At 70.7% G+C, this 22,018-nt stretch carries 21 protein-coding genes, 2 pseudogenes and 1 riboswitch; of the genes and pseudogenes, 14 read left to right on the top strand and 9 right to left on the bottom strand.

What is annotated here, in order from left to right; all coding sequences use genetic code 11:
• Positions 1 to 26 precede the first annotated feature (26 nt).
• The gene (locus ACZ6ZQ_RS02050; RefSeq protein WP_469766607.1) at positions 27 to 647 is read left to right on the top strand and encodes a helix-turn-helix domain-containing protein; all 621 of its coding nucleotides are present in this window, start codon (positions 27 to 29) and stop codon (positions 645 to 647) included.
• An 80-nt stretch (positions 648 to 727) separates the two neighbouring features.
• Entirely contained in the window at positions 728 to 862 is a 135-nt protein-coding gene (locus tag ACZ6ZQ_RS02055; protein ID WP_469766608.1) for a DUF6126 family protein, read from the top strand.
• Between the two features lie 19 nt (positions 863 to 881).
• Here the strand turns inward: ACZ6ZQ_RS02055 and ACZ6ZQ_RS02060 are convergent, their stop codons facing one another.
• Positions 882 to 1,697, bottom strand: a complete 816-nt coding sequence (locus ACZ6ZQ_RS02060) for a tyrosine-protein phosphatase (protein WP_469766609.1) — start codon at positions 1,695 to 1,697, stop codon at positions 882 to 884.
• A gap of 104 nt (positions 1,698 to 1,801) precedes the next feature.
• On the opposite strand from ACZ6ZQ_RS02060, the gene ACZ6ZQ_RS02065 reads away from it, so the two are divergent.
• From ACZ6ZQ_RS02065 to ACZ6ZQ_RS02080, 4 genes are all read left to right on the top strand, one after another.
• Positions 1,802 to 2,044, top strand: a complete 243-nt coding sequence (locus ACZ6ZQ_RS02065; RefSeq protein WP_469766610.1) for a hypothetical protein — start codon at positions 1,802 to 1,804, stop codon at positions 2,042 to 2,044.
• 9 nt (positions 2,045 to 2,053) lie between these two features.
• Positions 2,054 to 4,150, top strand: coding sequence for an alpha-galactosidase (locus ACZ6ZQ_RS02070; RefSeq protein ID WP_469766611.1), 2,097 nt, complete (start codon positions 2,054 to 2,056; stop codon positions 4,148 to 4,150).
• A gap of 510 nt (positions 4,151 to 4,660) precedes the next feature.
• Positions 4,661 to 4,819, top strand: a riboswitch (cyclic di-AMP (ydaO/yuaA leader).
• Positions 4,820 to 4,823: 4 nt separating this feature from the next.
• A complete protein-coding gene (locus ACZ6ZQ_RS02075) occupies positions 4,824 to 5,792 on the top strand; it encodes a M23 family metallopeptidase (RefSeq protein WP_469766612.1) in 969 nt (322 codons plus the stop codon).
• A gap of 192 nt (positions 5,793 to 5,984) precedes the next feature.
• Entirely contained in the window at positions 5,985 to 6,776 is a 792-nt protein-coding gene (locus tag ACZ6ZQ_RS02080) for an SGNH/GDSL hydrolase family protein (RefSeq protein ID WP_469766613.1), read from the top strand.
• Here ACZ6ZQ_RS02080 and ACZ6ZQ_RS02085 read toward each other — a convergent pair.
• Together ACZ6ZQ_RS02085 and ACZ6ZQ_RS02090 are read right to left on the bottom strand one after the other, a co-directional pair.
• Positions 6,737 to 7,135: pseudogene (locus tag ACZ6ZQ_RS02085) on the bottom strand (STM4011 family radical SAM protein); the annotation flags it as partial. The gene ACZ6ZQ_RS02080 and the pseudogene ACZ6ZQ_RS02085 overlap by 40 nt on opposite strands.
• Positions 7,057 to 8,301, bottom strand: a complete 1,245-nt coding sequence (locus tag ACZ6ZQ_RS02090; RefSeq protein ID WP_469766614.1) for a helix-turn-helix domain-containing protein — start codon at positions 8,299 to 8,301, stop codon at positions 7,057 to 7,059. The gene ACZ6ZQ_RS02090 and the pseudogene ACZ6ZQ_RS02085, both read right to left, overlap by 79 nt.
• 102 nt (positions 8,302 to 8,403) lie before the next feature.
• Between ACZ6ZQ_RS02090 and ACZ6ZQ_RS02095 the strand changes: the two genes are divergently transcribed.
• Positions 8,404 to 8,811: a hypothetical protein gene (locus ACZ6ZQ_RS02095; protein WP_469766615.1), complete on the top strand. Its 408-nt coding sequence runs from the start codon at positions 8,404 to 8,406 to the stop codon at positions 8,809 to 8,811.
• 8 nt (positions 8,812 to 8,819) lie between these two features.
• Positions 8,820 to 8,960 (top strand): annotated as a pseudogene (locus ACZ6ZQ_RS02100) (DUF6745 domain-containing protein); the annotation flags it as partial.
• Here ACZ6ZQ_RS02100 and ACZ6ZQ_RS02105 read toward each other — a convergent pair.
• The 5 genes from ACZ6ZQ_RS02105 to ACZ6ZQ_RS02125 form a co-directional block, all read right to left on the bottom strand.
• Positions 8,951 to 9,829 (bottom strand): carbohydrate kinase family protein, encoded by an 879-nt coding sequence (locus tag ACZ6ZQ_RS02105; protein ID WP_469766812.1) that lies wholly within the window; start codon positions 9,827 to 9,829, stop codon positions 8,951 to 8,953. The pseudogene ACZ6ZQ_RS02100 and the gene ACZ6ZQ_RS02105 overlap by 10 nt on opposite strands.
• 167 nt (positions 9,830 to 9,996) lie before the next feature.
• Positions 9,997 to 10,617: a TetR/AcrR family transcriptional regulator gene (locus ACZ6ZQ_RS02110; protein ID WP_469766616.1), complete on the bottom strand. Its 621-nt coding sequence runs from the start codon at positions 10,615 to 10,617 to the stop codon at positions 9,997 to 9,999.
• A gap of 72 nt (positions 10,618 to 10,689) precedes the next feature.
• The gene (locus tag ACZ6ZQ_RS02115) at positions 10,690 to 11,895 is read right to left on the bottom strand and encodes an amidase family protein (RefSeq protein WP_469766617.1); all 1,206 of its coding nucleotides are present in this window, start codon (positions 11,893 to 11,895) and stop codon (positions 10,690 to 10,692) included.
• Positions 11,896 to 12,306: 411 nt separating this feature from the next.
• Entirely contained in the window at positions 12,307 to 13,500 is a 1,194-nt protein-coding gene (locus ACZ6ZQ_RS02120) for a glutamate dehydrogenase (protein ID WP_469766618.1), read from the bottom strand.
• A gap of 297 nt (positions 13,501 to 13,797) precedes the next feature.
• Positions 13,798 to 14,385 carry a carboxymuconolactone decarboxylase family protein gene (locus ACZ6ZQ_RS02125; RefSeq protein WP_469766619.1) on the bottom strand — a complete coding sequence of 196 codons (588 nt, stop codon included), beginning with the start codon at positions 14,383 to 14,385 and terminating at the stop codon, positions 13,798 to 13,800.
• A gap of 280 nt (positions 14,386 to 14,665) precedes the next feature.
• Here ACZ6ZQ_RS02125 and ACZ6ZQ_RS02130 point away from each other — a divergent pair, with 280 nt between their 5' ends.
• From ACZ6ZQ_RS02130 to ACZ6ZQ_RS02155, 6 genes are all read left to right on the top strand, one after another.
• Positions 14,666 to 15,907 (top strand): MBL fold metallo-hydrolase, encoded by a 1,242-nt coding sequence (locus tag ACZ6ZQ_RS02130; protein WP_469766620.1) that lies wholly within the window; start codon positions 14,666 to 14,668, stop codon positions 15,905 to 15,907.
• Between the two features lie 474 nt (positions 15,908 to 16,381).
• Entirely contained in the window at positions 16,382 to 18,370 is a 1,989-nt protein-coding gene (locus ACZ6ZQ_RS02135; RefSeq protein WP_469766621.1) for a sensor histidine kinase, read from the top strand.
• A 7-nt stretch (positions 18,371 to 18,377) separates the two neighbouring features.
• Entirely contained in the window at positions 18,378 to 18,812 is a 435-nt protein-coding gene (locus tag ACZ6ZQ_RS02140) for a roadblock/LC7 domain-containing protein (RefSeq protein ID WP_469766622.1), read from the top strand.
• A 2-nt stretch (positions 18,813 to 18,814) separates the two neighbouring features.
• A complete protein-coding gene (locus tag ACZ6ZQ_RS02145; RefSeq protein ID WP_469766623.1) occupies positions 18,815 to 19,186 on the top strand; it encodes a DUF742 domain-containing protein in 372 nt (123 codons plus the stop codon).
• Entirely contained in the window at positions 19,164 to 19,799 is a 636-nt protein-coding gene (locus ACZ6ZQ_RS02150) for a GTP-binding protein (protein WP_469766624.1), read from the top strand. The genes ACZ6ZQ_RS02145 and ACZ6ZQ_RS02150 overlap by 23 nt, the downstream gene beginning before the upstream one ends.
• A complete protein-coding gene (locus ACZ6ZQ_RS02155; protein WP_469766625.1) occupies positions 19,796 to 20,371 on the top strand; it encodes a GAF domain-containing protein in 576 nt (191 codons plus the stop codon). Before ACZ6ZQ_RS02150 ends, ACZ6ZQ_RS02155 begins: the two co-directional genes overlap by 4 nt.
• 200 nt (positions 20,372 to 20,571) lie before the next feature.
• On the opposite strand, the gene ACZ6ZQ_RS02160 is transcribed toward ACZ6ZQ_RS02155, so the two are convergent.
• Positions 20,572 to 21,768: an acyl-CoA dehydrogenase family protein gene (locus ACZ6ZQ_RS02160; RefSeq protein ID WP_469766813.1), complete on the bottom strand. Its 1,197-nt coding sequence runs from the start codon at positions 21,766 to 21,768 to the stop codon at positions 20,572 to 20,574.
• Positions 21,769 to 22,018: the final 250 nt, after the last annotated feature.

Genomic DNA, 22,018 nt, shown 5'->3' on the forward strand with positions numbered 1-22,018 from the left:
AGGAAACATCCTGGCGCAATGGAGGCATGAGCCTTCCAGCCGGACATCCCGCCGGAGAACCTGCCGGACAGGCAGCGGACGAGCTGCCCGATGTCGCACCCCGGCTGCGCGAGCTGCGCCGCCGCCGCGGTCTCACCCTGGAGGCCGCCGCCCAGCGGGCGGGTCTTTCCCCCGCCCACCTGTCCCGGTTGGAGACGGGCAACCGGCAGCCGTCGCTGCCGACGCTGCTCGCGCTGGCCAGGATCTACGGTACGACCGTCGCCGAGCTGCTCGGCGAGATCCCGCCGGAGCGCGACGCGATCATCCGCGCGGGCCGGATGGGCCCCGCGGAGGCCGACGGCTGGACGTACCGGCAGGCCGGCGGCCGCGGGCGCGCCATGCAGGCGCTGCGGGTGCGCGTGCCGTACTCCGGCGCCCAGGGGGAACTGGTGCGGGTGCACCCGGGCGAGGAGTGGCTGTACGTCCTCGAAGGGCGGCTGCGGCTCGGCCTCGGTGACACGGTCCATGAGCTCGACCCCGGGGACAGCGCGCACTTCGACTCGCTCACACCGCACCGTATCGGCGCCGCCACGCTCGGCGGGGCCGAGCTGCTCTTCGTCCACACGCTGCTGCAGAGCCCCGACCCGCACACACACCCGCACGTCTGACAAGCACATCCGCACGTCTGATCCGCACACCGCACGTGTGCCGCCGTGACCCGTACACCCGCCCGCCTGAGGAGACCGCCATGCCCCGGAAGCCGTCATCGAGCCAGGAATCCACGTTCCCCGTCGGACTGATCGTCCGGCTCTTCGCCTATCTGGTGGCAGGCCACCTCTTCGCGGCCTTCCTTTATCTGCTGTTCACCGTGGGCGGCCAGTGACCCGCCGCCCGGCAGGGGCTCAGACCGATCCGTCCAGCAGACGGTCGCGCAGCCGCTCACGCGTCTCGGGCGTGATCCTGAGGCCCTCGGAGAGATAGCGCTCGGTGCTGCCCCAGGTCTCCTCGATCGTCTCGAACGCCGCCGCCAGATACTCGGAGCGGGCGTCGAAGAGCGGGCTGAGGAGCTCCATGACCTCCGGCGACATCCCGGAGGGCGCGTTGGCGCCGCGGCGCACCTTGTAGCGGCGGTGCGGGTCGTTCGACTTCAGGTAGTCGGCCTCGATGGCGTCCCGCTCGACTCCGACCGCCAGCAGGGAGACCGCTATCGACAGACCCGCGCGGTCCTTGCCCGCCGCACAGTGCATCAGGGCCGGGACGCTGTCCTCCGCCAGCGCGTGCAGCACCCGGCTGTGCTCGGCCGTGCGCTCCCTGATGATCACGCGGTACGACGCGACCATGCGGGCGGCCGCCTTGCCGTCGGCGAGGATCGATTTCAGCTGGTCGAGGTCGCCCTCGCGGACCATCCTCCAGAACTCGGCGCCGTCCGCCGGGTCGGTGAGCGGGATGTTGAGGTTGCGCACACCGGGCAGTTCGACGTCCGGGCCTTCCAGCTTCTGGTCCGCGGCATTGCGGAAGTCGAAGATCGTGTGGAGCCCGAGCGAGGCGAGGAAGGCGGCGTCGCTGTCGGTGGCGTGCGCGAGATGACCGCTGCGGAAGAGCCGCCCGTGCCGCACCTGGCGCCCGTCAACGGTCGGCAGTCCGCCCACGTCCCGGAAGTTGCGCACCCCGGACAGCTCGGGTTCGGTCGACGGGATCTGCGGCAGCTGCTGCGTCACGGTGGCTCCTCCGTGTCTGCGGTCGGCGCTCGCCGACAATGGCGCGTTCCTGACCATACGACATCGATTCCTCAGGCAATCATTTCGGCTCCGCCGGAAGGGCTGTGCCGCAGGCTCACCGGGTTCTGGTGCCATCGCTCATCCTGTCCAACGGCGCGCTCGCGCTGGATCAGCCGATTCCGCTTGGCGGCCTCATCGACGGTCTCGCCGAGGACCACGTGCCGATGCATGCCCAACAGCTTCTGGACCTTCGCATCGCCGTCCCTGGGCGCGCCTCAAGGCGGCTGCAAGGCCGTTGCCTCGATGATGGATCGCGCGCGATGATGTGCGGACGTGTGAGAATTTGAGGGGTCGGGATGATCGAGGCGATGGGCAGCGGTCGCATCTGGGTTCTGTCCGGCATCACGAGCAGCTATGCGCTGTTCGTCACCGACCGGGACGAGCTCCTCCATCTGCACTGGGGGCCGCGCATCCGCCCGGCCGACGCCGAGGACCTCGCCTCCCGACCGCTCCCGCCCTACTGGCCGTTCGAGTCGCCACTCGACGGGCACGAGGAGTATCCCGTCGAAGGCGGCCCCCGCTTCGTGCGGCCCGCGCTCTCGGTCCGTACGGACGAGGTCCGAGGCACCGAGTGGCGCTTCGACGACGGGCTGGTGGATGACGGCGGCGACGAGCTGCGGCTGTGCTTCAGCGACCCCGTGCACGGCCTCGCGCTGACCCTCCACTACCGGATGCGGGACGGTTCCGATGTGATCGAGCGCTGGGTCAGCGTGGCCCATGCCGGAGACGGTCCCGCACTGGAGCTGCTGCGCGCCGACGCAGCCGTCTGGACGCTGCCCCGCCGCGACCGCCGCCGGCTCTCCCAGCTGCACGGCCGCTGGGCGGCCGAGTCCCTGCTCGTACGGTCCGAGCTCACGTACGGCGAGAAGGTGCTCGGGTCGCGCCGCGGGCACACCGGGCACCAGCACCTGCCCTGGGTCGCCGTCGACGACGGGGAGGCCACGGAGGAGCACGGGGAGGTGTACGGCTGCGCGCTCGGCTGGTCGGGATCATGGCGGATCGCCGTTCAGCACCTCCCCGACGGCCAGGTGCAGATCAGCGGCGGCGCCGGCTACGACGACTCCGGACTGCTGCTCCTCGCGCCGGGTGAGTCCTACACCTCGCCCGTGTTCGCCGGGCTGTGGACCGACGGAGGATTCGGGGCTGCCAGCCGGGCCTGGCACGCCTGGCAGCGCGCCCATGTCATTCCGGACGCCAGGGCCTCCCGTCCGGTCCTCTACAACTCGTGGGAGGCCACCGGCTTCGACATCTCGGAGGAGCAGCAGCGGGCGCTGGCCCGCCGGGCCGCGGCGATGGGGGTGGAGCTCTTCGTCGTGGACGACGCCTGGTTCGGGAAGCGGACGAGCGACCGGGCCGGGCTCGGGGACTGGACGCCGAACCCGGACCGCTTCCCCAAGGGGCTGAAACCGCTCGCCGACGACGTGCACGCACTGGGCATGCGGTTCGGGATCTGGGTCGAGCCGGAGATGGTCAATGCCGACAGCGATCTGTACCGGGCGCACCCGGACTGGGTGCAGCACCACCGCGGCCGCACCCGGACCGAATTCCGCAATCAGCTGGTGCTGAATCTCGCCCGCGCGGATGTCCGGGACCACCTCTGGGAGCAGCTGGACCGGCTGCTGTCCGCGGCCCCCATCGACTATGTGAAGTGGGATTTCAACCGCTGCTTCACGGACGCGGGCTGGCCGGGGGAGCCGTACCCGCAGAAGCTGTGGGTCGAGCACGTCCACGCGCTGTACGCCCTGCTGGACCGGCTGCGGGCCGCGCACCCGGCCGTGGTCTTCGAGTCCTGCTCGGGTGGTGGCGGCCGGATCGACCTGGGGATTCTTTCCCGGACCGACCAGGTGTGGACCTCCGACAACACCGATCCGCTGGATCGTCTGGCCATCCAGTACGGCTTCGGCCAGCTGCATCCGGCCCGGGTGATGGCCGCATGGGTCACCGACAGTCCGAATGTGCAGCTCAACGGGCGGATCAGCTCGCTGAGGTTCCGTTTCGTGAGCGCCATGGCCGGGGTGCTGGGCATCGGCGGCGACCTCACCGGATGGAGCGAGGACGAGCTGACCGAGGCACGCGGCTGGGTGGAGCTCTACAAAAGGATCAGGCCGGTCGTGCAGCACGGTGATCTCTATCGGCTGCGGCCGCCGGAGGGCGGGCTGAGCGCCGTGCAGTACGTGCGTGGCGACGAGGCCGTGGTCCTGGCATGGCTGCAGGCCCAGCACTACGGTGAGCGGCCCCCGTGCCTGCGTCTGCGGGGCCTCGAACCGTCGGCGGCGTACGAGTGCCTGGACACCGGTGTCGTTCACCGGGGCTCCGTCCTGCTCCACCACGGGCTGCACACGGGTCTCCACGGTGATCTTGACGCGACGGTGATCCGGCTGCGGCGCCGCTGACCGCGCCCGGGTCCGGTCAGCACCTGGGCGGAAGCCCTGGGCGGCCGATTCGTGAACTCCCGGATTTCGCCGTGCACTTGGTGGGTGGCCTCGCAGCGTCTGCTTGCCGAGCCAGCTGCGGAGCAAAAGGGGCAATATGGGTGAGTAGGGTGAATCGCCCAACAAGGGGTGGGTGACGTACCCCTTACCCGTGTATGCAGTTGGCGCCAAACGGGCCTAATGGTCGATCTGTCCGTATTCGCCAGTTTCGGGTAACACGCCCGAGTTAAGGGGTAGATGGGCTCAGGTCCGTGAGCGGGATCATATCTGTGACGTTCTGTGGCGATGCCGGACATGTGAACTCCCTTGTTATGAAGGAAATCGAAGATCCGGGATTTACGCAGCGTGACCGGGAAATCCAGGTTGAAATCAGGCGGAAGGGTTCCCGGCGAAATTGATGGCTTGTTCGCTCCGACCCGGCTCGCTTACGGTCACCGCAATCCGGTCGGAACGCCTAATCCTGCCGCCGTCCGGAATATCGCACCCACCCACGTGTGGCAGGAGCGGGGGACCCAGGTAGTACGCCGTTCCGGGATCCCGGACGGCTCGGGGTGAAGTCGCGCGCCATGCGTGGCCGGGCATCTCCAGTCCGAACCCGACAGCTCACCTCGCAGGCGGCGGAGAGGAATTCGCCATGCCCGGTAAGGGTAAGCATCGCCGTCCGAGGACCAACCCGATCACGCGTGGATTCGTCGCCGCCGGAACGGGCGGGGCCGCCATCGCACTCCCGCTCATCGGCGCCTTCGGTGCGCACGCCGCCGAGAAGTCCGCGCCCTCCGCCGCCCCCGGGCGCATCGCAGCCGTCGCCAAGAAGTCCGTCGCCCCGCAGGCGCCGAAGGCCCCCAAGGCGCCTGCGACGTACACCGTCGTGGCCGGTGACTACCTGTCGAAGATCGCCCAGGAGCAGAGCGTCAGCGGCGGCTGGAAGAAGCTGTACGCCGACAATCGCGCCGCCGTCGGCGAGAACCCGTCGCTGATCCACCCGGGGCTCAAGCTGGCCCTCGGCGGCAAGGCGAAGGTCCAGGGCAAGGCGAAGGTCGAGAGCGAGGCGAAGCCCGAGCGGAAGGCCAAGGCTCCGGCCAAGAGCGAGAAGCCGTCCGGTTCCTCCGAGCGTGCCTCCCGTACCGCTGAGCGCCCCAAGGCTGCTCCGGCCGCCGCCGAGGCTCCCGCCACGAACGCCGCCGCGCAGACCAGTTTTTCCGGCTTCTTCGCGCCGGTCCGTGGCGGCATCAGCACCGCGTACAAGACCGCCGGTTCCATGTGGTCCAGCGGTTACCACACCGGTGTCGACTTCATCGCCGCCACCGGTACGTCCGTGAAGGCCGTCGGCCCGGGCACCGTCGTGTCGGCCGGCTGGAGCGGCGCGTACGGCAACGAGGTCGTCATCAAGCACAACGACGGCACGTACTCGCAGTACGCCCACCTCTCCCAGCTCTCCATCGCGTCCGGCGAGAGCGTCACCGGCGGGCAGCAGATCGGCCTCTCCGGCTCCACCGGCAACTCCACCGGCCCGCACCTGCACTTCGAGATCCGGACGAGCCCGAGCTACGGCTCGGACATCGACCCGCTGGCCTACCTCCGCCGGCACGGCGTCTCGATCTGACGCGACGTCCGTACCTGACACGGCGTCTCTCCGTCCGCCGGCCCCGCACCATGGGGCCGGCGGACGCGCGCGTTCCGGCCCCGGCCGGGTATTCCCGCTTTGCGGAAAACTGACCGGGTGGCCTATATCACCCCGCGTCAACCCCTCCCTACGGTGGCGTAAGTCACTTCCCGCGAGGAAAGATGTCTCGACGTGGCAGACGCTTCGCGATCAAGAACAAACAGCGCAATCGGGTCCTATGCGGCGATCGGTGACAGCTTCACCGAGGGCGTCGGCGACCCGGGACCTGAGGGACAGTTCGTCGGCTGGGCGGACCGGCTCGCGGTCCTCCTGGACGACCGGGTACCGGAACACACCTTCCGCTACGCCAACCTCGCCGTACGAGGCAGGCTCCTCGACCAGATCGTCGAGGAACAGGTCCCGCGGGCGAAGGAACTCGCCCCCGACCTGGTGACGTTCTGCGCCGGCGGCAACGACATCATCCGGCCCGGAACCGACCCCGACGACGTCGCGGAACGCTTCGAACGGGCCGTCGCCGACCTCACCGCCTCCGTCGGCACCGTCATGGTGACCACCGGCTTCGACACCCGCGGCGTACCCGTGCTCCGCCATCTGCGCGGCAAGATCGCCACGTACACCGCGCATGTCCGCGCCATCGCCGACCGCTACGACTGCCCCGTACTCGACCTCTGGTCGCTCAAGTCCGTCCAGGACAGGCGCGCCTGGGACGACGACCGGCTGCATCTCTCGCCCGAGGGCCACACGCGCGTCGCGCTCCGTGCCGCCCAGGTGCTCGGCATCGACGTGCCGGCCGACCCGGACCAGCCGTGGCCGCCACTGCCGCCGCGTGGCACGCTCGAAGTCCGCCGCGACGACATCCTCTGGGCGCGCGAGTACCTCGTACCGTGGATCGGCCGACGGCTGCGGGGCGAATCATCCGGCGATCATGTGGAGCCGAAGCGCCCGGACCTGCTTCCGCTCTGAGCGTTCCCCGCCCCCGCGGCAGTGCCTGCGACGGGGGAGCCCGTGGCGGGGGAGCCCGTGGCGGGGGAGTCCGTAGCGGGGATCCGCTCCAGCACCCCGCCCGCGAACACGTCGTACAGCGGCAGCGATTCGAGATGGACATAGCCGATGTGGCAGTCGCACACCGCGAGCGGGCAGGCACGGGGGCGCAGCGCCGCCCGGTACGAGCCGTCATAGAGATTGCCGAGCTCGGCCCGTACGAAGTGGCAGCGCCGCACCGTCCCGTCGCCGTTCACCGAGATCACGGACTCGCCCGTCCGGCACGGCAGGCCGGCCGAGCGGTGTGGACGGCGGCTGTACGGGAAGAGCGGGTCAAGGGCGTGTGGCGGCCGCGGGCGACCGTCTTCACGTGGGTGCCAGATCCTCGACCAGGCCCTCCTCCGCTGAACAACACGGTGTCCCCGCTCGCGCAGCCGAGCCGATCATCAGCATCAGGCTCGTCCACTAGGAACGACGTACGGCGCCGTCGAGGCGCTGCTGAAAAGCGGGCCCGGTCGCGCGGGTAACCATCGAGACCAGGCAGCGCAGCACGAATGCCGTCAGCAGCTTCACGCCAGTCGTGGCACGCATACGCCACACTCGCCGCCTGGAGCTGTGCCCGCGTCGGGGTGAGCCAGTACAGCCAGCCCGGACGGTCACTCTCCTCGGGGACGCGCGCAGCATGCCTGAATGCCTCGTCCGACAGACGCCGCGAGCGGTCTCGTTCGCCCACCGCGGCCGCCGCGATCGCCGCCTCATGGGCCGCCACTGCGGCTGCCCCGGAGGAAGTGCCCGGGACCCGGCGAGCAGCCTCGGCCGTCCGCAGCGCCCGCAGCGGGTCACCGCTCTGCCGACAGTAGAAGGCTCTCACACGCTGGACCCACGACGACATGTCCATGTGGTCGCCGTCAACGGCCCACCCATGGGCCACATCCAGCCAGCCGAGCGCGGAACCCACCTGGTTGTGCTGCCAAGCCACCCACGAGAGCCAGTGCGCGTGTTCGGCGGCCAGCAGCATCAGTCTGTCGGCGGCTGTGCCGGCGGTTCCCGGGATCAGTCTCGTGATGGCGTCCAGCTGGGAGCGTACGACTGCCCAGAGATCGGCTCCGCCGACCTCGTCTTCGGCGCGGCGCTGCGTCGCCAGGACCTCGCCGATCCAGTCGGCGGTGCGTAGATCGGCCCGCCCAGTTCGGTGGCCGTGGGCGATTCGCTCGCGCAGTTCCGGTGACGGCTCCCAGTTGCCGTAGGTGGTGCTCTGCCCCGCCTCGATCAGCTCTGGTGGCACCCGTAGACCTTCAGCGATCCGGGCCCTTACCGCGTCTGACTTCACCTTCCTGCGGCCGGACTCGATAGCCGAGATGTGGGGCTGCGGCATGCCGACCAAGGATTCGAGTGCTTGCTGGGTGAGGCCGGCGGCGCGCCTGTACTCGCGGAGGACAGCAGCCCAGTCACCGCGCGCCCATGCGGCGCGCAACCTGACGTCTGTCCAAGGTGCCCGACCAGCCATGCGCGAAATATACGCCCGCTGCGCGCTGGGCCGTATGAGACCGGCGGCACATCAATCCCACGATGAGGGGCGTCAGATACCGAGTTCGGGTCGGAGAGACGCATGAGTGACACACATACCCCTTTGTCGCGCTGGGCGGCTCGGCCGCCGTGCACATACTGCACGGTCTTCCCCCTGGAGGGCCTCACCGTCGCGTACACCACCCGCTCCAGCGATCGCCGCGGCCTCGGTGACATCGCCGTCGTCGCCGTCACCGACCCGGACACCGCCAGGGGCGACCATCTCTGGCGTCTGGCGCAGAGCATGTACGCCACCCCGCCCACCAGCCAGCAGCAGGCCCGATGGATCCTCACCCAGGCCACCCGCAGCCGCATGGTCAAAGCCCCCGCTTACCAGGATCTGCGCGACGCCCAGTGGACCGCCGACCTGAACCGCACCTTCCACCTCCACGACCTCTTCGCCAACCACGCCATACTGACCACGGGCCGCCTCATCCTCACCTCACAGTGAGGACCTGCGTGGTGACCACGCCGGAGCCGGACGGTACCCACAAGACGTACTGGCTGCGGGTGCCACCCACCACCCGTACCGCGAAGGAGGGCGTCGCCTGGACCTTCGGCCTCGACGCATCGGCGTACGAACCGCTTCGTCAGACCTGAGCCGCCGCCAGGTCCGCCGCACCGATCAGCGCCGAACTGCCCGTGCCCGTACAGGCGTATGCCCCGGCCACCGCGCCCAGCCGTGCGCAGTCCTCTGTGCCGCGGCCGGCCAGCCGCCCGTGGAGAAAGCCGCAGACGTACGCGTCCCCCGCGCCGTTGGAGTCCACCACCGGCGTGGGCGGCACCGTCGCGGGAACCGGACGGGGCGTGCGTCCGCCGTCGCGGGTCATCAGATACGACCCGCCCGCCCCGGCCGTCGCGATGACCGCCTCCGCCCGCCCCTCCCGCAGGATCTCCCGCATCACGGAGGCGATCCGCTCACCGGCACCGGCCGCGCTGAGGAAGACCACGTCCGAACGCAGGGCGAACTCCCTGTGGTAGTCCTCCACTCCGTCCCAGTCGTGAAGGTCGGTCGAGACGGGCACGCCGAGCTCGGCGATGTCGTCGTAGAGAAACCGGGCGAAATTCATGATCGACAGATGGACGTGCCGGGCCCGCCGCAGATGGGGCAGGTAGAAGTCGCGCGGCATCCGCAGATCGGCGGGGTCGCGGGCGTCGTAGAAGGACATTCTGCGGCCGGTCGGGTCGACGAGGTTCACCGCGCGCCGCGTACCGGAGGGGGAGATCAGATGCTCGAAGTCCACGCCGCCCTCGGCGAGCCGCTCACGGACCTGCCGGCCCGGCCGGTCGTCACCTATGAAGTCCAGGAACGTGACACCGAGCCCGAGAGCCCGGCAGCCGAGGGCCACATTGCCGCCGGTGTGGCCTGCGGACTCCACGATCGGGGGGACTCCGACCGAGTCCGCGAGGGGGACGGGGAGCGAGCCGACGCGGACCACCGTGTCGACCCCGCTTCCACCGACGACCAGCACGTCCAGTGAGTCCTGCGGGTTTTGAGCGTCCTGCGCGTCCTGCGCGTTCTGCGCGAACGGTTCGTCCTGCGCGTTCTGTCCGTTCTCGGTATCGCGTGTGTCCTGGTCCTGCTGATGCGTCCGCTGCGCCGACACCGCTTTCCCTCCCATGCGCCTTCGGTGCGCTACGCACTCTGCCGTGTCAGCGCCTCGCGGTCGAGCCCCAGTTCACGGGCGAGCGCCTCGTCCGTCCACTCCAGCATGGCAGCACGGCTGAGGGATCCCCCGTACGACGTCATCTGCACGGCCAGCCCGTCCAGTAGAGCCGTCAGCCGCCAGGCCGACGACGCGGGATCCTCACAGTGGAACTCGCCCGCCGCCGCACCCTCAGCGATGACCGCGGTCAGCTCCGCCTTCCACTGCTGGTCGAGATCGCGGGCCACCTCGCGCAGAGCGGGTTCGCGCAGGGCAGCCGCCCAGCCCTCGATCCACAGCCGCCACCCTTTGGCCTGTCCCGTCGGTGCGTACCAGCGGACCGCGGTACGCAGCCGTCGCAGTGCGGACGTCCGCCGCCCCAGGAGCTTGCGCAGATGCGCGAGATCGCCCTCGGCGGCGTAGCTGAAAGCGGCCGCGACGAGCTTCTCCTTCGTCGAGAAGTGGTACAGCACCAGGGCGTTGCTCACCCCGAGGGCCGAGGCGACATCGGCGATCCGCAACGAGGACACGCCCCGGGCCTGGATCTGCTCGACGGCAGCCCGCAGCAGTTCCTCCTGCCGCTCCGCCACACTCAACCGGACTCTCGCCACGCGGTCACCCTACACACGGCCCCGTCGAGAGGGGCCGCGTACAGGATCTTGCCCGAGCCTGTCCGTCCTGGTCTATGGCCTGTCCTGCCCCTGCCCCTGCTCCAGCTCCAGCCCCAGTTCGAGAAGTTGCCGGTCGGCACTGTGCCCCGCGACCACCGCGAAGCCGACGGGGAGTCCGTTCACCGACATCCTGGGCAGCACCAGGCAGGGAAGGCCGGCGGTGCTGGCGAGACAGGTGAGGCGGAAGGCGGCATCCCGGGCGGCGGCCTTCCGCTCCGGGGATTCGTCGATCCGCGGTGCCGGCCCGCCGGTGGCGGGCAGGAGCAGCACCGTGTCCTCGGGCAGGGCCGCTCGCAGCGCGCGGCCGGACCGGTGGACCACGAGTTCGGCGGCTGCCCGGCTCTCCGCCGTGACTGCGGACGCACGGGAGAAGCGCGCCTCCAGCCCCGGCCCGAGAGTGCCCGGGTGCGCGCTCACCCATGCGCCGTCGCACTCCCACACCTCCGCGGCCTGGGCGGTGGCGAAGGCCGCAGCCCTGGCCACCGGATCGCCTCCCAGCGACGGCACCTCCTCGATCCGCAGGGAGGCCCGTTCGGCGACCTCCGCCGCCACCCTCCCGAAGGCTTCCCGTACCTCCACGTCGGCGAGCCCGACGAGATCCATGGCCACCAGGGCTGTACGGAACGGGCGTCGGGCTGCGCCACCCCCAGCGGAGGGAAGGAGTACCTCGCCCAGCCGGGCCAGCGTCGCCGCGTCCCGGGCGAGCCAGGCGACGGTGTCGAACGAGGGCGCCAGCGGCAGCATCCCGGTGACGGGGACGGCGCCGTGGGTCGGCCGAAAGCCGTGCAGCCCGCAGTACGACGAGGGGACCCGGATGGATCCCGCGGTGTCGCTTCCGAGGCCGGCGTCGGCCTCACCGAGCGCGACCGCGGCGGCCGGGCCGCCGGAGGAGCCACCCGGGACACGGCCGGGCGCCGCCGGGTTGGGCGGAGTGCCGTAGTGCGCGTTCGTACCGTTGAGGCTGTAGGCGAACTCGTCGGTCTGCGCGATCCCGGCCACGTCGGCTCCCGCTGCCAGCAGCGCGCTCACGGCCCAGGAGTGTGCGGGCTGCGGTTCCGCCTCGGCCAGCCAGGCCGGATTCCCGGCGCCTGTCCGGTGCCCCGCGACGGCGTGCACGTCCTTCACCGCAAGCCGCAGGCCGTAAAGGGGCCCGCTGCCGGAACCGGCCACCAGCGGCTCGCCGCGCACCCGCCACACCGACATGTCCTGCGTCCCCATCGGGCCTCCCTGCGACCGGGCATCGTCGGGCTCGGGGCATCGTCGCGCCGAAGGCATCGTCGGGCTCCGGGCGGGCAACGATGCCTGACGATGGTCACATCGAAGCACTTCCCGGGCGACGCAGGCGATCTCACCACCCGGGTGGACGAAGGACGGACGTCCGTCGACCCCAGTCTGCGGGGCGTCCGTCGGCCCGGCCTGCGGGCGGACGTCCGTGGGCCCGGTCTGTGGCCGGACGGCCTCAATCCCGGTCTGCTCCGGCTCTCGGACGGCACGACGGCGCAGCCGCAGCCGCTGCCGGATGACGCAGACAGAGCCTCCGGCACCTCGCGGACGCGCGCCCGTCGCGGACGCCGGCCCCACCGGCGTCCGCCGCGCCCGCACCGCTTCGTCCGCATCGCACCGCTTCGCTCAGCCGTACCAGCCGTAACGCTCAGCGATCACCGGCAGCCGTTCGGCCACGATCGCGTGCGCGGCGGCGCGCGGCGTCGTACCGTCCGCCTCGGCCCGCGCGAGCATCCGGCCGACCAGGTCGCGCATCGAGCGGCGGGTGTACGCGAACGCCTCGTCAGCATCCGCGCCGATGTCGCCGAAGAGGGTCCACCACCACCAGGCGTTCGTTCCGGAGTTCACGACGACGTCCGGCAGTACGGTGACGCCGCGCCCGGCGAGCAGCTCCTCGGCCTCCGGCAGAACCGGCATGTTGGCGGCCTCGACGATCCAGCGTGCCCTGACCAGCGCTTGGTTGGCGGAGTCGACGGCGTACGAGACAGCCGCGGGAACCAGCACCTCCGCGTCGGCGGACAACCACGCGTCGCCGGACAGCTCGGTGTCGCCCGGTCGCAGCGCCGCGCGGTCCACCGTCCCGAACGCGTCACGCGCGGCGAGCAGGGCCTCCACGTCCAGGCCGTCCGGATTGGCGATCGTCCCCTTGATGTCGGCCACGGCGACGATCCTCAGCCCCGCCCGGGACAGGAAGCGCGCGGTCGCTCCGCCCATGGTGCCGAGGCCCTGTACGGAGACCCGGGTTCCCGCGTGGCCGACGCCCGCCCGGTCGAGCGCCGCGAGCACCGACTCGGCGACCCCGCAGCCTCCGACCAGCTCGTCGAGGCCGATGCCGTCGACCTCGACGGCGAACGCGTCGGCCAGCCGCTGCCGCGCCGCCGCCTCGTCGTCGAGCAGCGGATACACGGCCTGTACGGACGAGACGAGCCCGGCCTCCGCGACCGCCTTGTCGACGAGGTCCTGGGTGAGGCCGAGGTCCTCGCCGGTGGTCCAGACGCTCTCGATGTACGGGCGCATCGCCCGCAGATAGCGGACGAGGATGCCGTACGCCTCCGGGTCCCGCGGATCGCAGTCGATGCCGCCCTTCGCCCCGCCGAGCGGAACGTAGCGGACCGTCGGATCGTCGGCGCGGTAGTGCAGCGCCTCCTTCATCGTCATGCCCCGTGCCAGCCCGGCCACCTCGTCGAGCGTGCAGCCCTCCCGCATCCGCAGCCCGCCGCTGGACACCCCGCGCACGAGCCGGTCGACGACGAGATGGCCCTGGCGGCCGGTGACATGATCCGTCCAGGTCAGCGAAATCAGGGGGCCGGGGTGGGGCATCGTGGGTACTCCTCGGGGCTGCCGGTGCGCTCGCCGAACGCGTGGCCTCCGGACATGGCGACGAACTGAACAGTAGGTCAGTATCTGGAGGTGGTCACGCTGTGTCAACGCCGACGCCCGGGGAGGAGTACCGGCGCCCGCGGAAGAGCGCAGGCGCCCGCGGAAGAGCGCAGGCGCCCGCGGAAGAGCGCAGGCGCTCGCCCCGTCACGGTGCAGCCGCGGACCCACCAGCGACTTCGGCTCCGGGAGGAATACGGCAGCGACTCAGCGTGCTCAGGAGGAGACCGCAACCGTGATTCAGCGGGAGGCGGACCGGTCCGCCTGGCTCGCGACGTCCCGCTGGGGCAGCTCGCAGTGGTCCTTGAAGCCCTGGCTGGTGAGGCCGAGTGCGGCGTTCATCCGCGAGCGCAGGTTCTCCACCGCCACCATCGCGGTCAGCTCCACGTACGCCGCCTCGCCGAGTGCCGTGACCAGCCGCCCGGCCAGCTCGTCCGTGACCACCGGCGGATTCGCGGTCATCGCCTCCGCGTACTCCATCACGTCGCGCTCCAGCGGGGTGTAGGCGTCGCTCTCGCGCCACGCCGGCACGTCGCGCAGCTTGCGGACGTCCATGCCACGCCGCTGGTTCTCCCAGTGGCCGAAGTCCATGCACCAGCTGCAGCCGATCGAGGCGGCCGACGCCATCACGGCCAGCGCCTTGAGGTCGGCGTCCAACTGCTTCCACTTTCCGACGGCCAGCTCGAAGCGGAGGTCGGCGCGCAGCACCTTCGGGTTGTGGCCCAGCGCCTTCGCCGGATCCAGGACCTTTCCGTACGCCCGCTTCGAGTACCACTCCGTGGCGCGGTAGAAGAGCGTGCGGGGCGGGGTCAGGGAGATGCGGGCCATGACGGGCTCCTCGGTCGTCGAGTCATTGCGGTCTCGCACGCGTACGACGGACGGCAGGTGCCGGATGTGACATCCTCCGCGCGTCTTCCCGCATCCTCCTGCGCGTTCTCCCGGATCCCCCTGGGCGTTTCCCGGAATCTCCCGGGTGCTTCCCGGAACCCGCCGGCCACCCCCGGCATTTTTCTCCCGCTCCGTACGTTGCGGATGCCGTGGGGTCACGCGCCCTCACGCTCCGACGCCCTGCCCATAATGGAACGACCCGAAGTTCACAGGAGGTGCCGTGACCGGCGCTGCTTCCCCGCATCCGCTGCGCTCCAGGCTGCGATCGCTGCGACCCGCCGCCTTCGGGGCCGATCCCGCAGGGGAGCGGATGGAGCGGATCCGCCGCTCGCCGAACTTCGCCGACGGGGTGTTCCAGAACCCGCTCGGGGCCAGGACCAGGCCATCGGGGTCCACTCTCGAATTCGCGAAGATCTACTTCCAGAAGGAGGCGCGCAGGCGCCGCGCCCCCGCCGCCCCCGTACCCCTCCACACCACCACGCTCAGCGACCTCGCCAAGCCCCCGGCCTCGGGGCTGCGTCTCACCTGGATGGGACATTCCAGCGTCCTCGCCGAGATCGACGGCCGACGGGTGCTGTTCGATCCGGTCTGGGGGCAGCGCTGCTCTCCCTTCGCTTTCGTCGGGCCCAAGCGACTGCACCCGGTGCCGCTGCCGCTCGCGTCGCTCGGCCCGGTCGATGTCGTGGTGATCTCGCACGACCACTACGACCACCTCGATCTGCCCACGATCCGCGCGCTGGCCGCCACGGACACCGTCTTCGTGGTGCCGCTCGGTGTCGGTGCCCATCTGGAGCGCTGGGGCGTTTCCGAAGGACGCCTGCGCGAACTGGACTGGAACGAGTCGACGGAGCTGGGCGGGCTGCGGCTGACCGCCACTCCGGCCCGGCACTTCTGCGGCCGGGGCCTGCGCAATCAGCAGCACACGCTCTGGGCGTCCTGGGTCGTCGAAGGACCATCGGGCCACCGGGTCTACCACAGCGGGGACACGGGTTACTTCCCCGGCTTCAAGGAGATCGGCGCCGAGCATGGCCCGTTCGACGCGACCATGATCCAGATCGGCGCCTACAGCGAGTACTGGCCTGACATCCACATGACCCCGGCCGAGGGTATGAACGCGCATCTGGACCTCCAGGGCGGCCGGCCGGCCGGAGTGATGCTGCCGATCCACTGGGCCACGTTCAATCTCGCCATCCACCCCTGGGAGGAGCCGGGGGAGGGGACGATCACCGCGGCGGCCGAGGCGGGCCAGCGGATCGCGCTGCCGCGCCCCGGAGAGCCCTTCGAGCCCACGGCCGAACTGATCCCGGCCGCCCCGTGGTGGCGGGCTGTCGCCCATGCGCCCGTCGCCGGGGCTGCGGTGCCCGCTGCCGCCGCCGAAGGGCTTGTGGCCCCGGCGGCAACCGGTGCCGCGGACGCCCCGGCCGCGGACAGCGGCACCCCGGAGGCCGCGCCGACCGCGTAGCACCGGGCGCGGGGAGCGGCGCAGCCGCGTGGGCCTGCGCGGCGTCCAGCTCCGTGTACGCCCACGCCGGGAGCGTGGTCAGCCGCGACGCTCTGCTGGAGCGTCGTGCCCGTGGTGGCCAGGGCCCGCTCCAGGACGGCGGCCCGTCCGGCCCGCCGAGTGGTGCCGGCAGCCCGTCCATGAGTTCCCGGTGCCGTGATCGCGCGTCCGGCGATCCCGTGCGCGCTCGCTGAAGCAAGGATCGTGACGTACCCGGGCACTCCCCCCGCTCGTCAAGGCAGCAATTTCGGCCTGTCGTGCGAGGCCTCATACCAGAGCGGGACGCTCGATGGGCAAGTTTGTCAACTGCCCACCGGACATGAACGGTTGACGACTACCGTGTGTGGTCGGTGATCAACGGTGGGCTCATCGAACCGTCGCGCCGCTGCACACCGATCGGTACACCGAATCCTGGGCCACGTACCAAGGACGCTGATGTCTCAACTTCGCGCACCCGCCGCGCGGCCGGACCGCCGCGAGGGCGGGCGGCACGGCCGGTCAGGGGCCCGCTCCCTCTCCACCGCGGGCCGGCCGCAGTCCACGCCGCCAACTTCCGAAGCCCGTATCCGCCCCCAACTGCTGCGCACCGCAGTGCTGCCCGCCGTCGTCGTGTCACTCAGCGGTGCCGCAGCGGTGCTGTTCACGATCCGCTCCGCCTCGGTGCGGCCGTCGGCCGCCCTGTGGGTCGCGCTCGCCGGCTCCGCTGCCCTCGCCGCCGTCGCCGTGGTGGCGGCAGCACTGGGCGCCGACCGCACCACCAGATCCGTCCTCGACCGCTGCCACAGCCTGCGCCGTTCCAGCGCGCGCGGCCAGGCGGAGCTGCGTGCCGTCGTCGACGGGCTGCGGCGCGGAGAACGCCCGCCGGCCCGCGACAGTCTGCCGGTCGCCGTCTCCGGCGGGGACGAGTTCGATCTGCTCGCCCAGGAGCTGGGGCGGTCCTACGACGCCGCCGTGGCCGCCGTGGTGCAGGCCTCCCGGCTCTCCAGCAGCGTCGGGAACGAACAGAAAGTCGAAGTCTTCGTCAATCTGGCCCGCCGGCTGCAGTCCCTCGTACACCGCGAGATCCAGCTCCTCGACGAGCTGGAGAACGAGGTCGAGGACCCCGAGCTGCTCAAGGGCCTCTTCCACGTCGACCACCTCGCCACCCGCATCCGCAGGCACGCCGAGAACCTGGCGGTCCTCGGCGGCGCCATCTCCCGGCGGCAGTGGTCCAACCCGGTCACCCTGACCGAGGTCCTGCGCTCTTCGATCGCCGAGGTGGAGCAGTACCCCCGGGTCAAACTGGTGCCGCCCATCGACGGCACCCTGCGCGGACACGCCGTCGCGGACGTCATCCACCTCCTCGCCGAACTGGTGGAGAACGCCACCCTGTTCTCCGCGCCGCACACGACGGTCCTGCTGCGCGCCCAGCACGTCACGGCGGGCCTTGCCGTGGAGGTCGAGGACCGGGGCCTGGGCATGCCCATCACCGAGCAGAACAGGATGAACGCCCTGCTCGCCGACCCCGACCAGGTCAATGTGGCGCATCTGCTGCAGGACGGCCGCATCGGACTCTTCGTGGTCTCCGCCCTCGCCCGCAGGCACGGCATCGCGGTCCGCCTCCAGTCCAACATCTACGGAGGCGTCCAGGCCGTACTCGTACTGCCGCAGGGGCTGCTCGGCGCCGAACCGGACGGCCTCGCCGGGACGGAACAGGCAACGGCCCAGCGGCACGCAGGCCATCCGCCGGTCGCGGCCGCCGCCGTGGCGGGCGGAGTTGCCGGCCGGGAGCGGTCCGCGGCACCCGTGGGCGCCCCGGCCCACGCCCCGGTCGACGCCGCTTCCGACACGGCGCACACCGGCACGCAGCGCACGCTCACGTATGCGACGAGCATGCCGGGCATCCCCCAACAGCAACAGCAACAGCAACAGCAACAGCAACAGCAACAGCAACAGCCGTCGTCGGCGGACGGCAGTACCCCCGGGCCGCTCCCTGTTCGAGGCGAGCACCCCGAGCGCCCCAACCCCGCCGCCGCCCGCCCCGGCGCCGGCCACCCCCCGGCGCAAGCGGGCCCTCCGCAGCCAGGCACTCCGCAGCCAGGAGTCTCACAGCCCGGAACTCCTCAGCACGGCATCCCCTATGCGGGCGCCGAGGCCCAGGTCGTACGAGGCACCATGGGCCGCCCCCAACTGCCCAAGCGGCGCGCCCAGGAGCACCTGGTGCCCCAACTGCGCAGCGATCCCGCGCCGCGTCGGCCCGAGGAGGAGGACCAGGCGCTGCACGACCCCGGTCTGATGGCGGCCTTCCAGCGGGGCATAGGCCTCGCCGAGTCCCAGCCCCCGAGCGCTCCCACAGCGACCGACGACCCGCATCGACACGAACCGCATCAACATGAACCGCATCAACATGAACTGCATCAACTGAACGACACCCACAAGGAGTAGATGCACCATGGCGAGCGATGTGCCGACCGGCCATTCCTCGGATCTCGACTGGCTGCTGAGCGGCCTGGTCCAGCGGGTGCCATACACCCGCAACGCGGTTCTGCTCTCCTCCGACGGCCTGGTGAGGTCCGTGCACGGCCTCGACGCCGACAGCGCCGACCACATGGCCGCCCTCGCCTCCGGCCTGTACTCGCTGGGCCGCAGCGCGGGCGCCCGGTTCGGGGACGGCGGAGAGGTTCGCCAGGTCGTGGTGGAACTCGACTCCACACTGCTCTTCGTCTCCACCGCCGGCTCCGGCACCTGTCTCGCCGTGCTGGCCGGGCGCGAGGCGGACGCAGCGGTCCTCGGCTACGAGATGGCGATGCTCGTCAAGAGCGTACGGCCGTACCTGGTCACCCCGGCCAGACGGCCCGCCGGGGCGCCGAGCGTCACGGGTCACTGACCGTGCCGGCCCCGAAGGACGGGCCCTGGCTCGACGACGCGGCCGGCCGCCTCATCCGTCCGTACACGGTGAGCGGCGGCCGTACCCGTCCGACGGCCGCGCTCGATCTGCTCTCCTTGGTGATGGCCACCGGCGCGGTCCCGCAGGGGCCGCTGGGGCCGGAGCACGCTCTGGCCCTCGGCCTGTGCGACGGACCGACCTCGGTGGCGGAGATCGCGGCGCACTTACGGCTGCCGGCGGTCGTCACCAAGGTGCTCCTGTCCGATCTCGTGGACTGTGGGGCGGTCACCGCCCGGGCGCCCCGTTTCCACGACACTCCCACCGACCGTTCCTTGCTGGAGGCAGTGCTCGATGGCCTACGACGACGGCTCTGAACGCAGCCCTGTGACCCGCGATCCCTCCGACGTCTTCCCCACCGCGCTCAAGATCCTGGTCGCGGGCGGATTCGGGGTGGGCAAGACGACCCTCGTGGGCGCGGTCAGCGAGATCGAGCCACTCAGCACCGAAGAGCTGCTGACCACGGTCAGCGTCGCGACCGACAGCCTGGAGGGCGTGGAGTCCAAGACCACCACCACGGTTGCCATGGACTTCGGGCGGATCACCCTCGACGACCGGCATGTGCTGTATCTCTTCGGAACCCCGGGCCAGGAGCGTTTCTGGTTCATGTGGGACGAGCTCTCCGAAGGAGCGCTCGGCGCGGTCGTCCTCGCCGACACACGCCGCCTGGAGGCATCCTTCTCCGCCGTCGACTTCTTCGAGCGGCGCGGCATCGGATTCGTCGTCGCCGTGAACGAGTTCGACGACGCCTACCGCTACGAGCCCGAGGAGGTGCGGGCGGCGATCGACCTCAAACCGGAGGTCCCCGTCGTCGTGTGCGATGCCCGTGTCGCCGGGTCCGGGATCCAGACCCTGGTCACCCTCGTCCAGCACCTGCTCACCACCACCCCGGCACCGGCAGCGGCGCCGAGCTATGGAGCTCAGTCATGACGTACGACCCGACCGGCCATCTGCTGCTGACACCCGTCGACCGGGAGGCGCCCAGGCGGGTGCAGCGGCTGCGCCAGCTGGGGCTGGGCGACCGGCCCGACCCGGCCCTCGACGAATTCGCCCACAAGCTCGCGGAGGTCACCGGGGCGCCTTTCTCGATGGTCAACTTCATCGACGAGAACCGGCAGTTCTTCGCGGGGCTGCACACTCCGGCGGGTACCCACTCGGGCAGCTCCCTCGGCGCGGCGGCGGCCGCGACGGGCGGGGACGTGGGCCGGTTCATGGCCCGTGACCACGGCTACTGCCCGCATGTCGTGGTGCGGCGGAAGGCGCTCGTTCTGGAGGACGTCTGCGACTACCCCCGGTTCGCCGGCAATCCGGTCGTCGACGAGATCGGCATCCGCTCCTACCTCGGGGCCCCGCTGATCGACCGTACGGGCATAGCCCTGGGCACGATCTGCGTGGTGGACACCGAGCCGCGGCCTTGGGGCCGGCCGGGGCTGGAGACCATCAAGTCGCTCGCGGCGGAACTGGTCGAGCAGATCCACCGCCGTGAGGACGCCCGGATCTGACGCGGAAACGGGTGTTCCCAGGGCATCATCGGCGCTCCCCGGGGACTTCGCTGTCCCGGTCTCCGTACTGACCGGGTCGCCGTCCACCAGGGTCGGACGAGTGCTTCCGTCCACCAGGGTCGGACGAGTGCTTCCGTCCACCAGGGTCGGACGAGTGCTTCCGTCCACCAGGGTCGGACGAGCGCTTCCGTCCGCCAGGGTCAGACGAGCGCTTCCGTCCGCGTCAGGTCCGCCAGACGCTCCGACCACTGTCCCTTCGGCGTGCCGAGAGCGACCTCGGCCAGCCGCAGCAGCTGGATGTCGGAGGTGCCGGCGGGAGCGAAGATGTGGTGTGCGTCGCGCAGATACCGCTCGATGGGCCGGTCGGTGAACAGCCCGGCCGCCGCGTGGATCTCCATCGCGTTCCGTGCGGAGTCGAGCGCGGACTCGACATTGACCAACTTCGCGTTCATGAGCTCGGCGTCGCAGGCCAGCCCCTGGTCCAGCAGATGCACCGCGTGGTACGCGGCGAGCCGCGCCGTCATCAGCCGGGACTGCAGCTGCCCCAGCTTCAGTTTGATGGACGGGAGTTCGTGCAGGGGTTTGCCGTAGCGGTGGCGCTCGACGCAGAACGCCGTGGTCTCCTCCAGGATCGCCTGATGGAGTCCGAGCGAGACGGCGGTGAGGTTGGCGCGACCGTAGAGCACGCTGGAGGAGTACGCCACGGCGAGCCCGTCGCCCTCCTCGCCGAGCCGGTTGGCCACGGGCACACGGCAGTCGTCGAAGACCAGCTCGCCGAAGCCGAAGCCGTGCAGGCCCATCGTCGGCTTCTGCTCGCCGGTACGGCATCCGGACCGGTCGGACTCGACGAGGAATGCGGTGAGTCCACCGGAACCCGGTCCCGTCCGGACCACCACCCCGTGCAGATCGCCGACATGGCTGTTGCCGACATACACCTTTCGGCCATTGATGATGTACTCGTCGCCGTCACGTACGGCGGTCGCGCTCATGCCCAGTACATGGCCACCCGAATCGGCCTCGGTGACCGCGATCGTGGGCAGGCACTCGCCCGCCGCGATCGCCGGGAGCCAGGTCTTCTTCTGCTCCTCGCTTCCGAAGTGGACTATCTTGGCGGCGCCCAGCTGGGAGGCCTGCACCATGGCCCCCATCGCGCCGCTGACCCGGGAAAGTTCCTCGATGATGATGGTCTTGGCGAGGTGGCCGACCCCCATTCCGCCGTGCGCCTTGCTGATGGTCGCTCCGAGCCAGCCCTCCCGGGCGATCAGCCGGGACAGATCGCGGTGGACCGTGCGGGCCGCCTCCATGGCGGGAATCCGCGGACGGACCTCACTCTCCGCGAAGTGCCGGACCTGGTCTCGGAGCTGATGATGCAGTCGACTGGCGAAGTACCCGTCCATCGCGAGCCCTCCTCTGCGATACGCCTGCTCGTCCGTGCGTTCGAGCAGGTGGTGCATCGGCGTGGTCTCGTCCCGTGACAGGCCGACCACTTCATGGTGCTGATCGCCTACGGACGGTACACCGCCGTGGCCAACTTTGGCTGAAATTCCATCCATTGGCGTTTGATTGGACATGCGTGCTGTGTGGTAAAAGCCCGTCCGGTCCTATCCGTAGGGCATTCCCACGCGGCTTCTTTCTGCCGCATGCCAT

The sequence above is a fragment of the Streptomyces sp. NPDC053673 genome, from assembly GCF_055585225.1.

Excerpts from the sequence above, each read along its gene's own strand:
- ACZ6ZQ_RS02050 (WP_469766607.1), top strand. The coding sequence starts at position 27 with ATGAGCCTTCCAGCCGGACATCCCGCCGGAGAACCTGCCGGACAGGCA.
- ACZ6ZQ_RS02055 (WP_469766608.1), top strand. The coding sequence starts at position 728 with ATGCCCCGGAAGCCGTCATCGAGCCAGGAATCCACGTTCCCCGTCGGA.
- ACZ6ZQ_RS02070 (WP_469766611.1), top strand. The coding sequence starts at position 2,054 with ATGATCGAGGCGATGGGCAGCGGTCGCATCTGGGTTCTGTCCGGCATC.
- ACZ6ZQ_RS02075 (WP_469766612.1), top strand. The coding sequence starts at position 4,824 with ATGCCCGGTAAGGGTAAGCATCGCCGTCCGAGGACCAACCCGATCACG.
- ACZ6ZQ_RS02090 (WP_469766614.1), bottom strand. The coding sequence starts at position 8,301 with ATGGCTGGTCGGGCACCTTGGACAGACGTCAGGTTGCGCGCCGCATGG.
- ACZ6ZQ_RS02095 (WP_469766615.1), top strand. The coding sequence starts at position 8,404 with ATGAGTGACACACATACCCCTTTGTCGCGCTGGGCGGCTCGGCCGCCG.
- ACZ6ZQ_RS02115 (WP_469766617.1), bottom strand. The coding sequence starts at position 11,895 with ATGGGGACGCAGGACATGTCGGTGTGGCGGGTGCGCGGCGAGCCGCTG.
- ACZ6ZQ_RS02120 (WP_469766618.1), bottom strand. The coding sequence starts at position 13,500 with ATGCCCCACCCCGGCCCCCTGATTTCGCTGACCTGGACGGATCATGTC.
- ACZ6ZQ_RS02125 (WP_469766619.1), bottom strand. The coding sequence starts at position 14,385 with ATGGCCCGCATCTCCCTGACCCCGCCCCGCACGCTCTTCTACCGCGCC.
- ACZ6ZQ_RS02135 (WP_469766621.1), top strand. The coding sequence starts at position 16,382 with ATGTCTCAACTTCGCGCACCCGCCGCGCGGCCGGACCGCCGCGAGGGC.
- ACZ6ZQ_RS02140 (WP_469766622.1), top strand. The coding sequence starts at position 18,378 with ATGGCGAGCGATGTGCCGACCGGCCATTCCTCGGATCTCGACTGGCTG.
- ACZ6ZQ_RS02150 (WP_469766624.1), top strand. The coding sequence starts at position 19,164 with ATGGCCTACGACGACGGCTCTGAACGCAGCCCTGTGACCCGCGATCCC.
- ACZ6ZQ_RS02155 (WP_469766625.1), top strand. The coding sequence starts at position 19,796 with ATGACGTACGACCCGACCGGCCATCTGCTGCTGACACCCGTCGACCGG.
- ACZ6ZQ_RS02160 (WP_469766813.1), bottom strand. The coding sequence starts at position 21,768 with ATGGACGGGTACTTCGCCAGTCGACTGCATCATCAGCTCCGAGACCAG.